The following is a 21,033-nucleotide window of genomic DNA, read 5'->3' as shown; positions in this document are numbered from 1 at the left end:
TAATAATGTCTTGCGTATTTTATTTTCCGTGTCTATAATTGCATTAAAAGTATGCGAAAAGCGAATACCTTCTCGCAACCCATCTTTAGATACAGTGAAGAGGTGCATGGTATGAAAAAATTATTGATGTTGACAACTGGGGGAACGATTGCTTCAGTTGAAGGGGAAAATGGGCTGGCTCCCGGAGTCAAGGCTGATGAATTATTAAGTTACGTATCAAAACTTGATAACGATTACACAATGGAAACTCAGTCGCTTATGAATATAGACAGCACCAATATGCAGCCTGAATACTGGGTGGAAATAGCGGAAGCCGTTAAGGAAAATTATGATGCCTATGACGGGTTTGTTATTACTCACGGTACAGATACAATGGCCTATACATCTGCAGCACTATCGTATATGCTGCAGCATGCCAAAAAGCCGATTGTCATCACCGGCTCGCAGATTCCGATCACGTTCCAAAAAACCGATGCCAAAAAAAATATTACTGATGCCATTCGATTTGCCTGTGAAGGCGTGGGCGGCGTTTATGTTGTATTTGACGGCAGAGTCATTCAGGGAACGCGTGCGATCAAATTAAGAACGAAAAGCTACGACGCATTTGAAAGCATCAATTACCCATATATCGCTTTTATCAATGAAGACGGGATTGAATACAACAAACAAGTAACGGAACCTGAGAACGACACCTTCACAGTTGACACTTCACTATGCACAGATGTATGTCTGCTGAAGCTGCATCCAGGCTTAAAGCCCGAAATGTTTGATGCCCTGAAAAGCATGTACAAAGGAATTGTCATTGAGAGTTATGGCAGCGGAGGGGTGCCGTTTGAAGGCAGGGACATTTTGTCAAAAGTGAATGAGCTGATCGAAAGCGGCATTGTCGTCGTCATTACGACTCAATGTCTTGAAGAAGGCGAAGACATGAGCATTTACGAGGTTGGCCGCAGAGTCAACCAAGACTTAATTATCCGATCAAGAAATATGAACACAGAAGCAATTGTGCCAAAATTGATGTGGGCGCTAGGTCAGTCTTCGGATCTTCCTGTCGTCAAGAGAATTATGGAAACGCCGATAGCTGATGACGTTGTCCTGTAAAATGTAAAAACGATAACCAGCAAAGAGAAAGAAGGTTAAAGATTATGTTAAACGGCCAAAAAGAATATCGCGTGGAAAAAGACTTCCTTGGGGAAAAACAAATTGAGGCAGATGTTTATTACGGAATTCAGACGCTCCGTGCTTCTGAAAATTTCCCGATCACAGGATACAAAATCCATGAGGAAATGATTAACGCACTGGCGATTGTGAAAAAAGCTGCGGCTCTTGCCAACATGGACGTGAAACGGCTGTATGAAGGAATTGGCCAAGCTATCGTACAAGCCGCTGACGAGATTCTGGAAGGCAAGTGGCACGATCAGTTTATCGTCGATCCGATTCAGGGCGGTGCCGGAACTTCTATGAACATGAACGCGAATGAGGTTATCGGAAACCGGGCGCTTGAAATCATGGGACATAAAAAGGGAGATTATATCCATTTAAGTCCAAACACACATGTGAACATGTCACAGTCTACGAACGATGTGTTCCCGACTGCTATTCATATTTCCACATTGAAGCTCTTAGAAAAACTGCTGAAAACAATGGAAGATATGCATAGTGTGTTCAAGCAAAAAGCACAGGAGTTTGACTCTGTTATTAAAATGGGCCGGACACACCTTCAAGATGCGGTTCCGATCCGTCTTGGCCAGGAATTCGAAGCTTACAGCCGTGTTCTCGAGCGTGATATCAAACGAATCAAGCAATCGCGCCAGCACCTATATGAAGTCAACATGGGCGCAACTGCTGTTGGTACAGGGCTGAACGCTGATCCTGAATATATCAAACAGGTAGTAAAGCACCTTGCTGATATTAGCGGGCTTCCTCTTGTCGGCGCTGACCATCTTGTTGATGCGACACAAAATACAGATGCCTATACAGAGGTATCAGCTTCATTAAAAGTCTGCATGATGAACATGTCGAAGATCGCAAACGACCTGCGCTTAATGGCGTCGGGACCGCGCGCCGGACTTGCGGAAATTTCTCTGCCTGCACGTCAGCCGGGTTCATCTATTATGCCGGGGAAAGTCAATCCGGTTATGGCGGAGCTGATCAACCAAATTGCGTTCCAGGTTATCGGAAACGACAATACAATCTGCCTTGCTTCAGAAGCCGGCCAGCTTGAGTTGAACGTCATGGAGCCCGTGCTTGTCTTTAATTTGCTTCAATCCATCAGCATCATGAACAACGGCTTCCGTTCGTTCACTGAAAACTGCTTAAAGGGCATTGAAGCCAACGAAAAGCGGTTGAAGCAATACGTAGAAAAAAGCGCAGGCGTGATCACAGCTGTCAATCCGCATCTTGGATATGAAGCGGCTGCCAGAATTGCCCGGGAAGCGATTATGACAGGCCAATCAGTCCGTGACCTTTGCCTGCAGCATGATGTGCTGACTGAAGAAGAATTGGATATTATTTTAAACCCATATGAGATGACCAAACCAGGTATCGCAGGGAAAGAACTATTAGAAAAATAAAATTTGTATAAAATACAGCTTATTCATCTCCGAATAGTCGGATGAATAAGCTGTTTACAACATAGGGATGAGGAAGTATAGTATACGTGTTGCATTATATATTGAAAGCGTTTTAGCTTTTACATGAAGGGGGACTTCTTTTGAAGGATGTAAGATTGCCAACACTATTTGAAATTATTATTGTACTAGGAGTATTTTTAGCACTTGTTCTATCGTTTACAGTCTTTCTCGACTTGCCGATACAGCTGGCGCTTTTTGTTTCATGGTTTATTGCAATGCTTTTAGGTATAAGACTCGGTTATTCTTATAAAGATTTACAAAATGCGATTGTACATGGGATATCAAATGGCCTTGAAGCCGTACTGATTCTCGTTTCAGTTGGGGCGCTCATCGGAACATGGATTGCCGGAGGCGTTGTGCCGACTTTGATTTATTACGGACTGGAATTTATTCACCCAAGTATCTTTTTACTGGCAACGTTAATTATTTGTTCCATTATGTCTGTGGCAACAGGAACGTCATGGGGAACAGTCGGAACTGCCGGCATTGCCATGATCGCAATTGGAGAGGGTTTAGGCATTCCGCTTCCTCTAGTAGCGGGAGCTATTCTTTCAGGTGCTTATTTTGGGGACAAGCTGTCTCCGCTGTCTGACAGTACAGTTCTAGCTTCTTCACTATCAAAAGTCGATGTATTGGCTCACGTGAGAGCAATGCTTTATTTATCAATACCTGCTTATGTCATTACAGCTATACTCTTTACAGTTGTTGGATTTATGTACGGCGGGAAAAATATTGATCTTGATAAAGTTGAATTCTTAAAATCATCTTTGCAAAACACGTTTGACATTCATATTTGGATGCTGATCCCGGCAGTTCTCGTCATAGTCTTATTGGCGATGAAAAAGCCATCTATGCCGGTTATCGTAATTGGCGCTTTACTCGGTGCAATCTGGGCTGTTGTTTTCCAAGGAATGGATATTGCCCATGCGATTGCAACTGCGTACAACGGCTTCTCTATTAAAACTGATGTTGAATTTTTGAACGGCTTGTTAAACCGCGGTGGAATTGTCGGTATGCTTGATTCTCTCGTCGTCATCATCTTTGGCCTTGGTTTTGGCGGTCTGCTTGAGAAACTCGGCGTGTTAAAAGTCATTGTTTCAACGTTTGAAAAGAAATTAACTTCAGCCGGCAATGTCACATTGTCTACACTGATCGTAGCGTTTTTAGCAAACATCTTCGGCTGTGCGATGTATGTATCTCTTATTTTGACTCCGAAAATTATGGAAGACAGCTATGATCGCTTACATCTGGACAGAAGAGTGTTATCACGTAACTCAGAGGTCGGGGGAACATTGACTTCGGGGATGGTTCCTTGGTCTGATAATGGGATTTACATGGCTGGTATTTTAGGTGTTTCTACCTTCTCTTATCTGCCGTTTATGTGGCTCAGTTTTGTAGCAATAGGTCTTGCAATTATCTATGGTTATACAGGAAAATTTATATGGTATACGAAAAACAATACAGTTAAAGCCGAAAAACTAGGCTAATAGGGGAGGATCACTGAATGATAGCGAAACACATGATTCGGACACTGATGATCGAAACGCCTTCGGTTCCCGGAAATCTTGGAAGGGTGGCTACGGCCATCGGCCTTCTGGGCGGGGATATTGGTGAAGTGGAGACGGTAAAAGTCGGACCCAATTACACAATGCGGAATATTACCGTTCAAGTGGAGAATGAAGAACAGCTTCAGGAAGTGATCGCGGCTGTACAGGCCCTCGGAGAAGGGATCAGGCTTCACACCGTATCTGATGAAGTCCTGTCCGCACATGAAGGCGGAAAAATCCAAATGAAAAGCAAAATGCCGATCCGTTCACTGGCAGAGCTGGGACGTGTCTACACACCAGGTGTTGCGGACGTGTGCCGACTGATCGAAAAAGAACCTGAAAAAGCTTCTATTTATACAACGATCAGCAATTCTGTTGCAATTGTAACGGATGGAACCGCAATTTTAGGCCTTGGGAATATCGGCTCTGTGGCTGGCATGCCTGTCATGGAAGGAAAGGCTGCTTTGTTTGATCAGCTGGCGGGTATTAGCGGCATTCCGATACTGCTTGATACGAGTGATCCTGAAGAAATCATCAAAACAGTAAAACATATTTCTCCGGGCTTTAGCGGCATCCTTCTTGAGGATATCGGTTCGCCGCATTGTTTTGAAATCGAGGATCGCCTAAAAGAGGAGCTGAACATCCCTGTTATGCACGATGACCAGCATGGTACAGCTGTAGTGACGCTGGCAGCTGCCATCTCGGCATGCAGGAGTGCGGGGGTTGACCTGAAGGAAGCGAAAGTGGGGCAAATCGGCCTTGGCGCAGCAGGCGTGGCCATCTGCCGGATGTTCATGGCTTATGGTGTGAATGCTGTATACGGAACAGACAAATCAGAGTCAGCAATGAACCGTCTCGAACAATACGGCGGACAGGCAGTTTCCAGTATTGAGGAGCTTATGGAAACATGTGATATTGTCATTGCTACAACGGGCGTTCCGGGTTTAATAAAACCGGCATTTGTACGTTCTGGTCAAGTGATTTTGGCTTTATCGAATCCGAAGCCGGAAATTGAGCCGGAGGCCGCGCTGCAGGCTGGCGCCGCATATGCAGCTGACGGGCGTTCTGTTAATAATGTACTCGGTTTTCCTGGGATTTTTAGAGGAGCGCTTAACGCAAAAAGCACGGAGATTAATCATGATATGCTTGTCGCAGCAGCAGAGGCCATCGCAGCCTGCACTAAACAAGGTGATGTGGTCCCTCAGCCGCTTGATTCAAAAGTCCATCATGCGGTAGCAACAGCTGTCGAGCATGCAGCTCTTACAGCAGTGAAATAAATGTAGCTAAACAGCACCTGTCGTAGCAGGTGCTGTTTTTTTCTTATCATTGTTCAATTTTGTTATCATTACTATGAAAATAAAAAAGGGAGTGATCACATGGCAAAAAGCCAAGCGAAAAAGAAGCGGGGGCATCGATTGAGAAACGGCGGACGTGACGTCTTATTATCAAGAGGCAGCACACCATCTTTCAGCACACATGGAAGAATGACAAAAAGCAAAAAAGAGATTTTGAATAAACGGAAGCATAAGAATCCTTATGATCATACAGCAGTTGATGATAAGGATTTTTTTGTGCCCCAAAAAGCCGCCTAGCATTCGTCTCTATCGTTTCTTTTTGAAAAAGGGCATGTTTTTCTGTTTCTTTCATACAATCTATTAAATCAAATCACTAGAACGGGCGGGAGGAAACGGTATGCGAAAAATCTCTTATAAGGACATGTTTCTCAGGCATGTCAAAGATCATCTCTCTCTTTATATATTTGTGTCAGTGCTGTTTTTCATGGGTGTCATCTTTGGCGCGATTATTGTCAACAGTATGACCATCAGCCAGAAAGAAGATTTATACTACTACTTAAGTCAATTTTTTGGACAGCTTTCGGATGGAAAACAGGCAAGTTCAGCTGATATGTTTGGGCAAAGTATCTTTCATAATGCAAAGTATTTAGGCCTGATGTGGATACTCGGAATTTCCGTCATTGGGATGCCGATTATTTTCATTATGATCTTTCTGAAAGGGATCGTCGTCGGCTTTACTGTCGGGTTCCTAGTCAATCAGATGGGAGTAAGCGGGTTTTTCCTATCATTTGTCTCCGTTTTGCCGCAAAATGTGCTGCTGATTCCGGCTTATCTCATTATGGGCACATGTGCAATTGCGTTTTCTTTAAAGTTAATCAGACAGCTGTTCGTGAAACGAAGCCTGCATGACGCGCCGATTCAATGGTTCGGGCGGTATGCCTTTGTGCTGCTGGTCATTCTGTTTTTAGCGCTGATCTCATCTCTGTTTGAAGCATACTTATCTCCTGTTTTAATGGAAAAGCTTACATCTAGACTTTTTTAAAATCATTATTAAAAGAAAACCATTTTATTTATCAGTTTATAATAATTATAGTTGGAACTCTGCGCGTATTTTGTTATAATGAGTCATGGAATGCGGCGTAGGAGGGAAAGACATGGAAAACCGTATTGATCGAATTAAGAAACAACTGCACTCATCCAGCTATAAACTTACGCCACAGCGTGAAGCGACAGTAAGAGTGCTGCTTGAAAACGAAGAAGACCATTTAAGCGCAGAAGATGTATACCTCCTCGTAAAAGAGAAATCTCCTGAGATCGGTCTCGCTACAGTATACCGTACGCTTGAATTATTAACTGAATTAAAAGTCGTAGATAAAATTAACTTTGGAGACGGTGTGTCCCGTTACGACCTTCGGAAAGAGGGCGCAGCTCACTTTCATCACCACTTGGTGTGCATGGAGTGCGGAGCCGTTGATGAAATTGAAGAAGATTTGCTTGAAGACGTGGAAGAAATCATTGAACGTGATTGGAAATTTAAGATTAAAGATCATAGATTGACGTTTCACGGCATTTGCCACCGCTGTAACGGAAAAGAAACTGAATAGACGGTGCCGAGCGCGAACCTTTTCTCATGGGGAAAGGGTTTTTTGCTGTTTCTATGTATAAAACCTTTCTGATTTGGCATATGGTTTATATAACTGGAACCATAGGGAAAGGATCGATTAGGACATGGGAAGATTCCTGAAAACAGCTGTCGATGCATTGAAAGTTTTCATCCTGTTTACCGGTTTTACCGCTTTGTTCTATTATGCTATGATATGGGTGAATCAAGAGTATGAAAACTATCATCGGTATGATAAACCGGAAGGCTCCGCTGTAAAAGTTGTTGAAATGGATCAGGATGAAAAAGGCGGATGGTTCGACCGGTTGATCTTTTTTTACCAAAACGGGGAGTAGATCAAGAGTGAAAGATCAAATAAGGGATTTCATCCACTACGTCATGGTAGAGAGAGGGCTCTCTCAAAATACGATCGTATCCTATGAACGTGACTTGAAAAGCTATTCTCTCTACTTAACAGAAACCCTTCATGTGACGGATTGGAATCACGTTACCCGCATACATATTATCCAATACTTAAAGCATTTGAAGGACTCGGGGAAATCCGGCAAGACATCGGCGCGGCATTTGGCATCCATTCGCTCTTTTCATCAATTTCTGCTCAGGGAAAAAGTAACGGATAAGGACCCTTCCGTTCATATCGAAACACAAAAGACGGAACGGGCGCTTCCGAAGGTGCTCGCACTCAATGAAGTCGAGCGATTATTGGACACGCCTAAGCTGACGAGCCCTTTCGGATATCGGGATAAAGCAATGCTGGAGCTGCTTTATGCGACAGGCATACGAGTCAGTGAAATGACTGAGTTGAAAACGACAGATGTTCATTTATCTATGGGGTTTGTCCGATGCTTCGGCAAAGGAAGAAAAGAACGGATTGTGCCAATTGGTGAAGCCGCCGCTTCCGCCATTGAGGAATATATGACAAAAGCCAGGGGAAAACTGTTAAAAAATAATGTATCTGACGCCCTCTTTTTAAATCATCACGGCAAACAGATCAGCCGCCAGGGATTTTGGAAGAACCTGAAAAAAATCGCGTTGGAAGCCGGCATTAAGAAAGAGCTGACTCCACATACGCTAAGGCATTCCTTTGCGACGCATCTGCTTGAGAACGGGGCAGATTTAAGAGCGGTGCAGGAAATGCTCGGTCATGCGGATATATCCACGACGCAAATTTATACGCATGTGACGAAAACAAGGCTGAAGGATGTGTACAAGCAGTTTCATCCGCGAGCATAGCCGCAGGTGGCTGCGGCTTTTTTGTTTAGAGCGACAGAAAATATTGAAGTTTCTCATTATTTCCAAATGCATTGTCAACTGGAATGAAAACGGTTTATACTTGAGTTGTCAGACCTCTTAGCGATACAATAGACGTATAGAAAAAAAGGAGGCTTTCAAGATGCCTGCATACAAATATAATCGTGTGTTTTTAATTGTGATGGACTCAGTCGGAATCGGCGAAGCGCCGGATGCCGCTGACTTTAATGACGAAGGCGCTCATACGCTCGGTCATATTGCCGAGCATATGAACGGATTACATATGCCGAATATGGCAAAGCTCGGCCTTGGTCTTATCGAAGATATCAAAGGTGTAGAAAAAACAGAACATCCGCTTGCCTACTATGGAAAAATGCAAGAAGCGTCAAACGGAAAAGATACGATGACCGGCCATTGGGAGATTATGGGTTTATACATTGATAAACCATTTAAAGTGTTCCCGGAAGGCTTTCCTGATGAATTGCTTCAAGAGCTGGAAAAGAGATCTGGCCGCAAAATTATTGGAAACAAGCCGGCTTCCGGCACAGCGATTTTGGATGAGCTTGGTCAGGAGCACATGGAGACAGGGGCTTTAATTGTTTACACGTCTGCTGACTCTGTTCTGCAAATTGCCGCTCACGAAGAGGTTGTGCCGCTTGAGGAGCTGTATCGCATTTGCGAAACGGCGAGAGAGCTGACGCTTGATCCGAAATATATGGTTGGCCGCATTATTGCACGGCCGTTCGTCGGAGAGCCGGGTCAATTCAAACGGACGCCAAACCGCCATGACTATGCCCTTAAACCGTTTGATCGTACTGTCATGAATGAATTGAAAGACAGCGGCTTAGATGTGATTTCAATCGGTAAAATCTCTGATATTTACGACGGAGAAGGCATTACTTCTTCACGCAGAACGGTTTCTAATATGGACGGAATGGACAAGGTGATCGATACGCTGGGAGAAGACTTTACGGGTCTGAGCTTTGCGAACCTTGTTGATTTTGACGCGTTATTCGGACACCGCCGTGACCCTGAAGGCTACGGACGCGCGCTTGAAGAATTTGATGCGCGGCTTCCGGAAGTGTTTGAAAAAATGAGAGAAGACGATCTGTTAATTATTACAGCCGACCACGGCAATGATCCGATTCATCATGGGACTGACCATACACGCGAGTATGTGCCGATTCTCGCTTACAGCAAAAAACATAAGAAAGCGCAAATGCTGCCGCTTGCAGATACATTTGCCGATATTGGCGCAACGATCGCTGATAATTTCCAAACGAATAAACCGAAATACGGGAAAAGCTTTTTATCTTTATTACAATAGGGGGACTGTTTCTTGAAGGACAGAATTGAACGCGCAGCAGCTTTTATTAAACAAAACCTGCCGGAATCTCCGAAGATCGGCCTTATTTTAGGCTCAGGTCTTGGCATTTTGGCTGACGAAATCGAAAATCCGGTCAAGCTGAAATATGAAGACATACCTGAATTCCCGGTATCTACTGTTGAAGGGCATGCTGGACAGCTTGTGCTTGGCACTCTTGAAGGAGTTTCCGTCATTGCAATGCAGGGCCGCTTTCATTTTTATGAAGGCTACTCAATGGAGAAAGTCACATTCCCTGTACGCGTGATGAAAGCGCTCGGTGTGGAAGCGTTGATCGTGACAAATGCCGCAGGCGGTGTCAACACTGAATTCCGTGCGGGAGACTTAATGATTATTACCGATCATATCAACTTTATGGGAACAAACCCGTTAATCGGGCCAAACGAAGCAGATTTCGGCGCCAGATTTCCAGATATGTCTTCAGCCTATGACAAAGATCTGTCCAGCCTGGCTGAAAAGATTGCGAAAGACCTTAATATCCCAATTCAAAAAGGCGTGTACACTGCTGTGACAGGACCTTCTTACGAAACACCGGCAGAAGTCCGTTTCTTAAGAACGATGGGCTCTGATGCAGTCGGCATGTCTACTGTTCCGGAAGTCATTGTAGCGAATCATGCGGGAATGCGGGTTCTTGGCATTTCCTGCATCTCTAACGCGGCAGCCGGAATTCTGGATCAGCCTTTAAGTCACGATGAAGTGATGGAAGTGACCGAAAAAGTAAAAGCTGGATTCTTAAAGCTTGTTAAAGCGATCGTCGCTCAGTACGAATAAAAATGAATCAATGCAGGACCAAAAGACAGCTGTGTCTGATATCACACAGCTGTCTTTTTTATGCCCAAAATTCGAAACATTTTCCATCAGTGGCGTATAAAACCATCCCGCTTGGAAAAAATAAAAAGGATTATGAAATGGAGGGCTTTTGAGATGAAACGTCTTTTATCCACTTTGTTGATTGGTATAATGCTGCTTACATTTGCACCGTCTGCATTTGCAAAACAAGACGGAAAACGTACATCGGAGCTTGCTCATGAAGCGAAGTCTGCGGTGCTGATAGAACGTGACACGGGAAAAGTGCTTTACAACAAGAACAGCAATGAGAGACTGGCGCCTGCAAGCATGACGAAAATTATGACGATGCTTTTGATTATGGAAGCTTTAGATAAAGGCAAAATCAAAATGAGTGATAAAGTCCGTACAAGCGAGCATGCGGCGTCAATGGGCGGCTCACAGATCTTCCTTGAGCCCGGCGAAGAAATGACTGTCAAAGAAATGCTGAAAGGCATCGCAATCGCTTCGGGAAATGACGCTTCCGTCGCCATGGCTGAATTTATTTCCGGCTCTGAAGAAGAATTTGTGAAGAAAATGAATAAAAAAGCAAAAGAGCTGGGATTGAAAAATACATCCTTTAAAAACCCAACAGGACTGACCGAGGAAGGACACTACAGCTCTGCTTATGACATGGCAATCATGGCTAAGGAATTATTGAAATACGAATCAATTACGAAGTTTACCGGCACGTATGAAGATTATCTGCGTGAAAATACAGATAAAAAGTTTTGGCTTGTAAATACAAATCGCCTTATCAAATTTTATCCTGGTGTAGACGGCGTAAAAACAGGCTATACAGGCGAAGCGAAATATTGTCTGACTGCTTCGGCTAAAAAAGGAAACATGCGGGCCATAGCGGTTGTATTCGGAGCGAGCACGCCTAAAGAAAGAAACGCGCAAGTGACAAAAATGCTTGACTTCGCCTTTAGCCAATATGAAACGCATCCTTTATATAAACGAAATCAAACAGTAGCAAAAGTAAAGGTCAAAAAAGGGAAACAAAAATTGATCGAACTCACTACATCTGAGCCGATTTCAATATTGACGAAAAAAGGCGAGGATATGAACGATGTGAAAAAAGAAATCAAGATGAAGGACAATATTAGTGCTCCGATTCAAAAAGGCCAAGAGCTTGGCACTCTTGTTCTGAAAAAGGATGGAGAAGTACTCGCTGAAAGTCCTGTTGCTGCAAAAGAAGATATGAAGAAAGCCGGGTTTATCACATTCTTAAAGCGGACGATGGGAGACTGGACAAAATTTAAGTAATTATGCCGAATGACCACTAGTTTTGTCACGGTGAAGGAATTCATTCCGTCGAAATCGAAACACTCATTATCCGATCATATCAAGGAGGAATGAGCATGAGCCTTGGAATTGACATGAATGTCAAAGAATCTGTGCTTTGTATTCGATTAACAGGCGAACTCGATCACCATACGGCTGAAACCCTGAAGCAAAAAGTGACTCAATCATTGGAGAAGGATGATATTCGCCATATCGTGCTGAACTTGGAGGACCTTTCCTTTATGGACAGCTCGGGGCTTGGCGTTATTTTAGGAAGATACAAGCAAATTAAGCAAATTGGCGGAGAAATGGTTGTTTGCGCTATCTCTCCTGCGGTGAAGCGATTGTTTGATATGTCGGGTCTATTTAAAATTATCCGATTTGAACAATCTGAACAGCAGGCACTCCTGACACTGGGGGTGGCATCATGAAAAATGAAATGCACCTTGAGTTTTCTGCCCTCAGTCAGAATGAATCGTTCGCCCGTGTGACAGTTGCTTCATTTATAGCTCAGCTGGACCCGACAATGGATGAACTGACTGAAATCAAAACAGTCGTGTCAGAGGCTGTCACGAATGCGATTATCCATGGATATGAAGAGAACTGTGAAGGGAAAGTTTACATTTCAGTGACGCTGGAAGATCATGTCGTATATATGACTATTCGTGATGAAGGCTTAGGCATTACAGATCTTGAAGAAGCCCGTCAGCCTCTATTTACGACTAAGCCTGAGCTTGAGCGCTCTGGAATGGGCTTTACCATTATGGAAAATTTCATGGATGATGTCAGTATCGATTCATCGCCTGAAATGGGAACAACGATTCGCTTAACAAAGCACTTATCAAAAAGCAAAGCGCTTTGTAATTAAGGAGATTTGTTATGGATGTGGAGGTTAAGAAAAACGGCAAAAACGCTCAGCTGAAGGATCATGAAGTAAAGGAATTAATCAAACAAAGCCAAAATGGCGACCAGCAGGCAAGAGACCTCCTCATAGAAAAAAACATGCGTCTTGTTTGGTCTGTCGTACAGCGGTTTTTAAACAGAGGATATGAGCCTGACGATCTCTTCCAGATCGGCTGCATCGGGCTGTTAAAATCTGTTGACAAATTTGATTTAACCTATGATGTGCGTTTTTCAACGTATGCAGTGCCGATGATTATCGGAGAAATCCAACGATTTATCCGTGATGACGGAACCGTAAAGGTATCAAGGTCATTAAAAGAGCTTGGAAACAAAATCCGGCGCGCGAAGGATGAGCTTTCGAAAACACTGGGCAGAGTGCCGACGGTGCAGGAGATCGCTGACCATTTGGAGATTGAAGCTGAGGATGTTGTACTGGCCCAAGAGGCGGTAAGGGCTCCATCTTCGATTCACGAAACCGTTTATGAAAATGACGGAGATCCGATTACCCTGCTTGATCAAATCGCTGACAACTCAGAAGAAAAATGGTTTGACAAAATTGCGCTGAAAGAAGCGATCAGCGATTTGGAGGAAAGGGAAAAACTAATCGTCTATCTCAGATATTATAAAGACCAGACACAGTCCGAGGTGGCTGAGCGGCTCGGGATCTCTCAGGTGCAGGTTTCCAGGCTTGAAAAGAAAATATTAAAACAGATCAAGGTTCAAATGGATCATACGGATGGCTAGTCTGCAGTGCAGGCTAGCTTTTTTGTGTGCAAAAGCGTGGTAATTTATGGTCTTTTCGAGCGGATGAATGAGAACAAAATCGAACCACATACTACATATATAACCACCGAAAGATGGTGATCAATGATGGAACGACGAATATTTATCCGGCTTCGCCACCGGGTGCTGGCACATCCAGGGGATATTATTACCGTTGGAGATGCCGCGCAAATAGAAGGGCAGCTTCAGCTGAAAAAGAAACTTTCGGCTATGCCGCTTTATCAGGTGAGCGAAAAAGATAAAAATATCGTAATTCTGGATATCATACAAGTCCTCAGAGCCATTCATTTACAAGACCCGACACTTGATGTTCAAACCGTAGGCGGAGCAGAAACCATTGTTGAAATTCAGTATCGAAAGCGAAATTTATCAACGGTTCTATTTATCGGTGTCTGGCTGCTTCTGTTTATTGGATCGTGTCTTGCCATCATGAACTTTCATGAGGATGTAAGCATGAGAGATGTTCATATCGCACTATATGAAATCATAACCGGAGAGAGGAATGACTATCCATATTTGCTTCAAATCCCATACAGCATCGGTTTGGGACTGGGGATGATCGTGTTTTTTAACCACATATTTAAAAAGCGCCTAAATGAAGAGCCCAGCCCGCTGGAGGTTGAGATGTTTAACTATCAGCTTGATCTCGATCAATATGTGGCCATGCATGAGAATCAAGAAACCATAAAGGATCTGCATGATCGTTAGTGTATTGTTCATTATTTTTGTCGGGCTCGGCGGAGGCATAACGGTGGGGGCGGGTTTCGTTGCTTTTTTAACCGTAATGGGAATCATTCCGCGGCTGATGCAGCTCACCAAAACAATGAGATTTGTTCAGGCTTATGAAGCGGCTGTTATTCTTGGCGCGGTTTGCGGGGGATGGGAGACGCTTCATATGAATCATCTTTATCTAACAAAATGGATAGCTGTGCCGGTCGGGCTTCTGGCAGGTTTGTTCGTCGGGATGCTAGCGGCTGCTCTTACAGAGGTTTTAAATGTCCTGCCGATTTTGGCAAAACGAATCGGGCTCAGAAGTAAAATCATTATTCTGTTAATGGCCATCGTGATTGGGAAAATCGCGGGATCCTTATTTCATTGGCTGTACTTTATTGACCATTCATAAGGAGGTTTCAAGATGACAAACATAAAAGAAAATTACAAATCAAAAGTGAAAACATATCAGCCTAAGCCGCCTTACGTCTGGAACTGTGTAAAAGCCTTTTTAGTGGGCGGACTGATTTGTGCAATCGGGCAAGGTCTGCAAAATTTTTATATCCATTTTTTTGATTTCAATGAAAAAACTGCGGGGAATCCAACAGCTGCAACGCTGATATTAATTTCCGCCCTGCTTACAGGGTTCGGCATCTATGACAGAATCGGACAATTCGCAGGCGCAGGTTCAGCCGTACCTGTCACAGGTTTTGCCAACAGTATGGCAAGCGCGGCTCTTGAATATAAAAGTGAAGGATTAGTGCTTGGAGTAGCGACAAATATGTTTAAACTGGCAGGAAATGTTATTGTTTTCGGAGTTGTAGCTGCATACATCGTTGGAATGATTCGGTTTGCTTTTGAGAAACTGATGTCATAGGAGGAGAAGAAAATGAAATTAACAGGAAAGCAAACCTGGGTATTTGAACATCCCATATTTGTCAACTCAGCGGGAACGGCAGCAGGACCAAAGGAAAAAGACGGACCGCTCGGCTCTTTATTTGATAAAACCTATGACGAAATGCATTGTAATCAAAAAAGCTGGGAAATGGCGGAACGGCAGCTCATGGAAGACGCTGTTAATGTTGCGCTTCAAAAAAACAATCTGACAAAAGATGATATTGACCTATTGCTGGCAGGCGACTTGCTGAACCAAAACGTGACGGCTAACTATGTCGCAAGACACTTGAAAATCCCATTTCTTTGTATGTTTGGCGCCTGTTCAACATCAATGGAAACAGTGGCTGTCGCATCAGCCTTAGTTGATGGCGGGTTTGCCAAAAGGGCACTCGCTGCCACTAGCAGTCACAATGCAACTGCGGAAAGACAGTTTCGCTATCCGACAGAATACGGAGGCCAAAAACCGGACACTGCTACCTCCACTGTAACCGGAAGCGGTGCAGTTGTCATCAGTCAGACAGCGGGTGATATCCAAATCACAAGTGCGACTGTCGGGAAGGTTTCTGATTTAGGAATTACAGATCCTTTTGATATGGGATCGGCTATGGCTCCGGCTGCAGCTGATACGATTAAGCAGCACTTTAAAGATCTCAACCGGACAGCGGATGACTATGATCTAATCCTGACAGGTGACCTGTCAGGCGTCGGTTCTCCAATCGTAAAAGACATTTTAAAAGAAGATGGATATCCAGTCGGCACAAAGCATGATGATTGCGGGCTTCTGATTTACACTCCGGATCAGCAGGTCTTTGCCGGGGGGAGCGGCTGTGCTTGTTCAGCGGTTGTCACCTACTCTCATATTTTTAAGCAGCTGAGAGAAGGAAAACTAAACCGTGTATTTGTCGTGGCGACCGGGGCGCTATTAAGCCCGACGATGATCCAGCAAAAAGAAACCATCCCGACTATCGCCCACGGGGTTGTATTTGAGCGTGCAGGAGGTGCATCTTAATATGGACTACCTTTTGGCTTTTGTCTGCGGCGGGGCCATTTGTATCGTCGGCCAGCTGCTCTTGGATATTTTTAAATTGACGCCAGCTCATGTCATGACATCATTTGTTGTAATCGGTGCAATATTAGATGGTTTCGGCATTTACGATAAATTTATTGAATTTGCCGGAGGAGGCGCCACCGTTCCGATCGTCAGCTTCGGTCACAGTCTTCTGCACGGCGCCATGCATCAGGCGCATATACACGGATTTATCGGAATCGGCATGGGGATTTTTGAGCTGACCTCGGCCGGTATCTCAGCCGCTATTCTTTTCGCCTTTATCGTAGCTGTTATTTTCAAACCGAAAGGATAATGCCGACATGACGACAAAACGCAAGGTCATACTGGTAACAGACGGGGATGTTTATGCCGCTAAAACAATTGAATACGCCGCAAGCAAAGTGGGAGGCCGATGTATTTCACAATCAAAAGGGAATCCTTCCACCCGCAGCGGCGCCGAGCTTGTCAAGCTGATCGCCTCAGCACCGTATGATCCTGTATTTGTCATGTTTGACGACTCCGGCCTTCAAGGAGAGGGCCCGGGAGAAGCCGCTCTAACCTATGTCGCAACCCATCCGTCTATTGAAGTGCTCGGTGTGATTGCGGTCGCGTCAAAAACACATCAGGCTGAATGGACCAGGGTCGATGTAAGCATTGACCGCAATGGAGAAATAACTGAATACGGCGTCGATAAAGTCGGGGAAAGGGAATTTGATGACCACAGAATGAGTGGAGATACAGTCTATTGCCTTGATAAACTTGATCTCCCGCTTATTGTCGGTATCGGGGATATCGGCAAAATGGGCAGAAAAGACGATATCTCAAAAGGGTCGCCAATCACCATGAAAGCGGTCGAGTTTATTTTAGAAAGGAGCGGGTATCATGCCGGACCACAAGGAAGAGAAAATTCGGGTTTATCGGAATCCAGCTAAAAATGAAGAGTATTTCAAAAACCGTGTCGGGATGGGGACGAGCTATGATGTAGGTGTTCGCAAGCTCACGATTTTAGATAAAGAGATCCAGCTTTACTATCTAAATGGATTATGCGATACAGCCTATATTATTCATTTAATGAGAGAGCTTGTTGCCATTAACAATCGGAAAGAAGACCCTGATGAGCTGGTCGACATCGTCGAAAACAGGCTGCTTAACGCCCAGGTCGAAAAAGTAAAAACCTTGGATGAAACCACCGACCAAGTGCTGTCCGGGCTCGTCGCTGTCATTGTTGAAGGTGCAGGCTTCGCATTTATAATTGACGTCAGAAGCTATCCGGGCAGAAACCCGGAAGAACCTGATACGGAAAAGGTAGTCAGGGGAGCCAGAGACGGATTTGTTGAAAATATCGTCGTCAATACGGCCCTTCTCAGAAGGCGGATCAGAGACGAACGCCTTCGAGTCAAGATGACTAAAGTTGGTGAGCGGTCAAAGACGGATTTAAGCATTTGTTATATAGAAGATATAGCTGATCCGGATCTGGTTGAGATCGTAGAAAAAGAAATTGCATCCATTGATGTCGATGGATTAACAATGGCAGACAAAACTGTCGAGGAATTCATTGTTAATCAAAGCTATAATCCTTTTCCGCTCGTGCGCTATACAGAAAGACCGGATGTGGCCGCAAATCATGTTCTAGAAGGCCATGTTATCATTATAGTGGACACATCGCCGAGTGTGATCATTACCCCGACGACTTTATTTCACCATGTGCAGCATGCTGAAGAATATAGGCAGGCGCCTTCAGTCGGGACCTTTTTAAGATGGGTAAGATTTTTCGGTATTCTTGCTTCTACTTTATTTCTTCCGATCTGGTTTCTCTTTGTGCTTCAGCCTGATCTGCTCCCGGACAATATGAAATTTATCGGTTTAAATAAAGATACGCATATCCCTATCATCCTGCAGATATTTTTAGCTGACTTAGGAATCGAGTTTCTCAGAATGGCTGCCATTCACACCCCGACGGCTTTATCGACAGCAATGGGTTTAATTGCCGCTGTTCTGATCGGGCAGATTGCGATTGAAGTCGGCCTTTTTTCGCCTGAGGTGATTCTGTACGTCTCACTTGCGGCGATTGGAACCTTTACGACGCCTAGTTATGAATTAAGCTTGGCAAACAAAATGAGCCGTCTTGTCCTCATGATACTCGTTGCCTTATTTCATATAAAAGGGCTCGTCATCGGATTTACAGTGCTAATTATTGCCATGGCAAGCATCAAATCCCTTCAGACACCGTACTTATGGCCGCTGATTCCCTTTAACGGAAAGGCGCTGTGGCAGGTTCTTGTCCGCACAGCGAAACCTGGCGCAAAAGTAAGACCCAGTATCGTTCACCCCAAAAATCGCTTAAGACAGCCTACCAATTCATAATCGCATTGAAACTGACTGAAGAGTATGATAATGTATGTCTTAATTATGAAGGGACAGTCCATAAAACTGTCCTTTCATCCATAAGCGGAGAAAGAGGGAATGACATTGTTCTTACACGGCACAAGCAGACAAAATCAACATGGTCATTTAGAAATCGGAGGTGTGGATGCTCTCTATTTAGCTGAGAAATATGGTACACCTCTTTACGTATATGATGTGGCTTTAATACGTGAGCGTGCTAAAAGTTTTAAGCAGGCGTTTATTTCTGCAGGGCTGAAAGCACAGGTGGCATATGCGAGCAAAGCATTCTCATCAGTCGCAATGATTCAGCTCGCTGAGGAAGAGGGACTTTCTTTAGATGTCGTATCCGGAGGAGAGCTATATACGGCTGTTGCGGCAGGATTTCCGGCAGAACGCATCCACTTTCATGGAAACAATAAGAGCAGGGAAGAACTGCGCATGGCGCTTGAGCACCGCATCGGCTGCATTGTGGTGGATAATTTCTATGAAATCGCGCTTCTTGAAGACCTATGTAAAGAAACGGGTCACTCCATCGACGTTCTTCTTCGGATCACGCCCGGAGTAGAAGCGCATACGCATGACTACATTACAACGGGCCAGGAAGATTCAAAGTTTGGTTTCGATCTTCATAACGGACAAACTGAACGGGCCATTGAACAAGTATTACAATCGGAACACATTCAGCTGCTGGGTGTCCATTGCCATATCGGCTCGCAAATCTTTGATACGGCCGGTTTTGTGTTAGCAGCGGAAAAAATCTTCAAAAAACTAGACGAGTGGAGAGATTCATATTCATTTGTATCCAAGGTGCTGAATCTTGGAGGAGGTTTCGGCATTCGTTATACGGAAGATGATGAACCGCTTCATGCCACTGAATACGTTGAAAAAATTATCGAAGCTGTGAAAGAAAATGCTTCCCGTTACGGTTTTGACATCCCGGAAATTTGGATCGAACCGGGCCGTTCTCTCGTGGGAGACGCAGGCACAACTCTTTATACGGTTGGCTCTCAAAAAGAAGTGCCGGGTGTCCGCCAATATGTGGCTGTAGACGGAGGCATGAACGACAATATTCGTCCTGCGCTTTACCAAGCTAAATATGAAGCTGCGGCAGCCAACAGGATCGGAGAAGCGCATGACAAAACGGTATCAATTGCTGGAAAGTGCTGTGAAAGCGGAGATATGCTGATTTGGGATATTGACCTGCCGGAAGTAAAAGAAGGCGATCTTCTTGCCGTTTTTTGTACAGGCGCTTATGGATACAGCATGGCCAACAATTATAACCGTATTCCGAGACCCGCCGTTGTATTTGTCGAAAACGGTGAGGCTCATTTAGTCGTGAAGCGAGAAACATACGAAGATATTGTAAAACTTGATCTGCCATTTAAAACAGGTGTAAAGCAATAAAAAAAGAAAGCGCCGATTTTTCGGCGCTTTTCCTATTTGAATATAGATACAATCGCATTCCAGATAGATACGAAGAAATCAATGACTTTCTGAATGAAGTTTTTGCCTTCATCTGATTCTATGAATTTCGTAATCTTATCTTTCGCTTTATCAAGCTGGTCACTGACCTGTCCCCAGTCAATGTCAGCGTTTTTCATCTTATTGAATAGGGAGACAAGCTGGTTCTTTTGGCTGTCAGTAAGTGTGACGTTTAAATCAGAAGCTGCGTCATCCACTTGTTTTTCGATGTCAGCTTTATTATCAGGCACCCCGTTTTTAGCAAACTCTTCTTTGATTTTTGCAATCAGGGCTGCCGCATTTTCGTTACCGATTTTGTCTCCAAGCTCTGATGTCGTGACAAGCTCTTGGTTGGCGACCTGCTTAACATCCTCCGAGATCGCTTCGTCTGAAGAAACTTCATACGCCTTAATCAATCCAGTTAAAGCCGCAGTCCCGGATACTTCAAACGGCGCTGTAACGTACACCTTCGCATCTTTAACACCGGCTGTCATTAGTGCATTCAGGTACATTTCATCCGTGATGCCGCTGATATTATGGGTCTCAACATTCAATCCGGAGCCTTTTTTGGCAATGGTGATTGACGATGAAGAAATCGCTCTCGATCCGATTTGCGCGTTCGATATATATTTTCCTAAATATTCATGTTCTTCCTTATTGGTCACGGTTACCGTTGTGGCATTATCAGGGACATTCATTTCATCAAGCACTTTTTGTTTGTCGGATTCTGACAAATCAGCACCCAGTGTTACAATGACATCTCCAACTGCGGCATCCGCGAGACTGACCTTCGGAACCGTCAGCAGCAAAACGGCCGCTGCCAGCATTCCAATCCAAATTTTCTTCAAAGCAGTTTGACCTCCTTCAATTTCACAAGCAGCTGGATAGTGCTGCTTTGTGAGGACCTGAATCATGAAAAATACAGTTCCGTTAGGTTAGACGGAGATAAAGAGATTCAGGTTTCATTTTTATTTTTTAGTAAAGCCCGGGAGATTCGTTTTC

24 protein-coding genes are annotated in these 21,033 nt (G+C 44.2%); 23 read left to right on the top strand and 1 reads right to left on the bottom strand.

Translation table 11 applies throughout. The features are described from left to right. Positions 1 to 111 precede the first annotated feature (111 nt). The 23 genes from ansA (at position 112) to lysA (ending at position 19,974) form a co-directional block, all read left to right on the top strand. Positions 112 to 1,101 (top strand): asparaginase, encoded by a 990-nt coding sequence (gene ansA / locus MKY50_RS12045; protein ID WP_004399032.1) that lies wholly within the window; start codon positions 112 to 114, stop codon positions 1,099 to 1,101. A 44-nt stretch (positions 1,102 to 1,145) separates the two neighbouring features. Continuing rightward, complete coding sequence (gene aspA / locus MKY50_RS12040; RefSeq protein ID WP_341116725.1) at positions 1,146 to 2,573, top strand: aspartate ammonia-lyase; 1,428 nt, start codon at positions 1,146 to 1,148, stop codon at positions 2,571 to 2,573. 140 nt (positions 2,574 to 2,713) lie between these two features. After that, positions 2,714 to 4,120: a malate-H+/Na+-lactate antiporter MleN gene (mleN, locus tag MKY50_RS12035; RefSeq protein ID WP_003230432.1), complete on the top strand. Its 1,407-nt coding sequence runs from the start codon at positions 2,714 to 2,716 to the stop codon at positions 4,118 to 4,120. Between the two features lie 17 nt (positions 4,121 to 4,137). Next, positions 4,138 to 5,457 carry an NAD-dependent malic enzyme gene (locus MKY50_RS12030; protein WP_003230433.1) on the top strand — a complete coding sequence of 440 codons (1,320 nt, stop codon included), beginning with the start codon at positions 4,138 to 4,140 and terminating at the stop codon, positions 5,455 to 5,457. Between the two features lie 99 nt (positions 5,458 to 5,556). Then, positions 5,557 to 5,772: a hypothetical protein gene (locus MKY50_RS12025; protein ID WP_003246030.1), complete on the top strand. Its 216-nt coding sequence runs from the start codon at positions 5,557 to 5,559 to the stop codon at positions 5,770 to 5,772. A gap of 100 nt (positions 5,773 to 5,872) precedes the next feature. After that, positions 5,873 to 6,517, top strand: a complete 645-nt coding sequence (spoIIM, locus tag MKY50_RS12020; RefSeq protein WP_004398593.1) for a stage II sporulation protein M — start codon at positions 5,873 to 5,875, stop codon at positions 6,515 to 6,517. Between the two features lie 112 nt (positions 6,518 to 6,629). Beyond that, positions 6,630 to 7,079 (top strand): ferric iron uptake transcriptional regulator, encoded by a 450-nt coding sequence (gene fur, locus MKY50_RS12015; RefSeq protein WP_003223972.1) that lies wholly within the window; start codon positions 6,630 to 6,632, stop codon positions 7,077 to 7,079. 124 nt (positions 7,080 to 7,203) lie between these two features. Next, positions 7,204 to 7,431 carry a YqzK family protein gene (locus MKY50_RS12010; protein ID WP_003230440.1) on the top strand — a complete coding sequence of 76 codons (228 nt, stop codon included), beginning with the start codon at positions 7,204 to 7,206 and terminating at the stop codon, positions 7,429 to 7,431. 7 nt (positions 7,432 to 7,438) lie between these two features. Beyond that, positions 7,439 to 8,329, top strand: coding sequence for a site-specific tyrosine recombinase XerD (gene xerD, locus MKY50_RS12005; RefSeq protein WP_341116720.1), 891 nt, complete (start codon positions 7,439 to 7,441; stop codon positions 8,327 to 8,329). 160 nt (positions 8,330 to 8,489) lie between these two features. Beyond that, positions 8,490 to 9,674, top strand: coding sequence for a phosphopentomutase (deoB, locus tag MKY50_RS12000; RefSeq protein WP_015251776.1), 1,185 nt, complete (start codon positions 8,490 to 8,492; stop codon positions 9,672 to 9,674). A gap of 12 nt (positions 9,675 to 9,686) precedes the next feature. Beyond that, positions 9,687 to 10,502 carry a purine nucleoside phosphorylase I, inosine and guanosine-specific gene (locus MKY50_RS11995; RefSeq protein WP_003230447.1) on the top strand — a complete coding sequence of 272 codons (816 nt, stop codon included), beginning with the start codon at positions 9,687 to 9,689 and terminating at the stop codon, positions 10,500 to 10,502. Positions 10,503 to 10,655: 153 nt separating this feature from the next. Then, complete coding sequence (dacF, locus tag MKY50_RS11990) at positions 10,656 to 11,825, top strand: D-alanyl-D-alanine carboxypeptidase DacF (RefSeq protein WP_014480174.1); 1,170 nt, start codon at positions 10,656 to 10,658, stop codon at positions 11,823 to 11,825. Between the two features lie 95 nt (positions 11,826 to 11,920). Then, on the top strand, positions 11,921 to 12,274 hold the full coding sequence (spoIIAA, locus tag MKY50_RS11985; RefSeq protein WP_004398633.1) for an anti-sigma F factor antagonist: 354 nt from the start codon (positions 11,921 to 11,923) through the stop codon (positions 12,272 to 12,274). Then, entirely contained in the window at positions 12,271 to 12,711 is a 441-nt protein-coding gene (gene spoIIAB, locus MKY50_RS11980) for an anti-sigma F factor (RefSeq protein WP_003230452.1), read from the top strand. The genes spoIIAA and spoIIAB overlap by 4 nt, the downstream gene beginning before the upstream one ends. Before the next feature lie 11 nt (positions 12,712 to 12,722). Next, on the top strand, positions 12,723 to 13,490 hold the full coding sequence (sigF, locus tag MKY50_RS11975) for an RNA polymerase sporulation sigma factor SigF (RefSeq protein WP_003230458.1): 768 nt from the start codon (positions 12,723 to 12,725) through the stop codon (positions 13,488 to 13,490). A 126-nt stretch (positions 13,491 to 13,616) separates the two neighbouring features. After that, positions 13,617 to 14,237, top strand: coding sequence for a stage V sporulation protein SpoVAA (gene spoVAA / locus MKY50_RS11970; RefSeq protein ID WP_015714205.1), 621 nt, complete (start codon positions 13,617 to 13,619; stop codon positions 14,235 to 14,237). Next, positions 14,227 to 14,652: a stage V sporulation protein SpoVAB gene (gene spoVAB, locus MKY50_RS11965; RefSeq protein WP_003230463.1), complete on the top strand. Its 426-nt coding sequence runs from the start codon at positions 14,227 to 14,229 to the stop codon at positions 14,650 to 14,652. The genes spoVAA and spoVAB overlap by 11 nt, the downstream gene beginning before the upstream one ends. A 12-nt stretch (positions 14,653 to 14,664) precedes the next feature. After that, the gene (gene spoVAC, locus MKY50_RS11960) at positions 14,665 to 15,117 is read left to right on the top strand and encodes a stage V sporulation protein AC (protein ID WP_003223947.1); all 453 of its coding nucleotides are present in this window, start codon (positions 14,665 to 14,667) and stop codon (positions 15,115 to 15,117) included. 12 nt (positions 15,118 to 15,129) lie between these two features. Next, a complete protein-coding gene (gene spoVAD / locus MKY50_RS11955; RefSeq protein ID WP_015251779.1) occupies positions 15,130 to 16,146 on the top strand; it encodes a stage V sporulation protein AD in 1,017 nt (338 codons plus the stop codon). A gap of 1 nt (position 16,147) precedes the next feature. After that, the gene (gene spoVAE / locus MKY50_RS11950) at positions 16,148 to 16,498 is read left to right on the top strand and encodes a stage V sporulation protein AE (RefSeq protein WP_003230467.1); all 351 of its coding nucleotides are present in this window, start codon (positions 16,148 to 16,150) and stop codon (positions 16,496 to 16,498) included. A 7-nt stretch (positions 16,499 to 16,505) separates the two neighbouring features. After that, positions 16,506 to 17,117 carry a stage V sporulation protein SpoVABEA gene (gene spoVAEA / locus MKY50_RS11945; RefSeq protein WP_003230469.1) on the top strand — a complete coding sequence of 204 codons (612 nt, stop codon included), beginning with the start codon at positions 16,506 to 16,508 and terminating at the stop codon, positions 17,115 to 17,117. Beyond that, positions 17,068 to 18,549: a spore germination protein SpoVAF gene (spoVAF, locus tag MKY50_RS11940; RefSeq protein WP_003230471.1), complete on the top strand. Its 1,482-nt coding sequence runs from the start codon at positions 17,068 to 17,070 to the stop codon at positions 18,547 to 18,549. Before spoVAEA ends, spoVAF begins: the two co-directional genes overlap by 50 nt. 105 nt (positions 18,550 to 18,654) lie before the next feature. Continuing rightward, positions 18,655 to 19,974, top strand: a complete 1,320-nt coding sequence (gene lysA, locus MKY50_RS11935; RefSeq protein WP_004398851.1) for a diaminopimelate decarboxylase — start codon at positions 18,655 to 18,657, stop codon at positions 19,972 to 19,974. A gap of 32 nt (positions 19,975 to 20,006) precedes the next feature. On the opposite strand, the gene MKY50_RS11930 is transcribed toward lysA, so the two are convergent. Next, positions 20,007 to 20,879 (bottom strand): DUF1002 domain-containing protein, encoded by an 873-nt coding sequence (locus tag MKY50_RS11930; RefSeq protein WP_014480169.1) that lies wholly within the window; start codon positions 20,877 to 20,879, stop codon positions 20,007 to 20,009. Positions 20,880 to 21,033 lie beyond the last annotated feature (154 nt).

This window comes from Bacillus sp. FSL R7-0685 (assembly GCF_038002425.1).
Taxonomy (GTDB): Bacteria; Bacillota; Bacilli; order Bacillales; family Bacillaceae; genus Bacillus; species Bacillus subtilis.
Note: the sequence above shows the minus strand (reverse complement) of the source record. Positions and strands in the feature narration are given on the sequence as shown.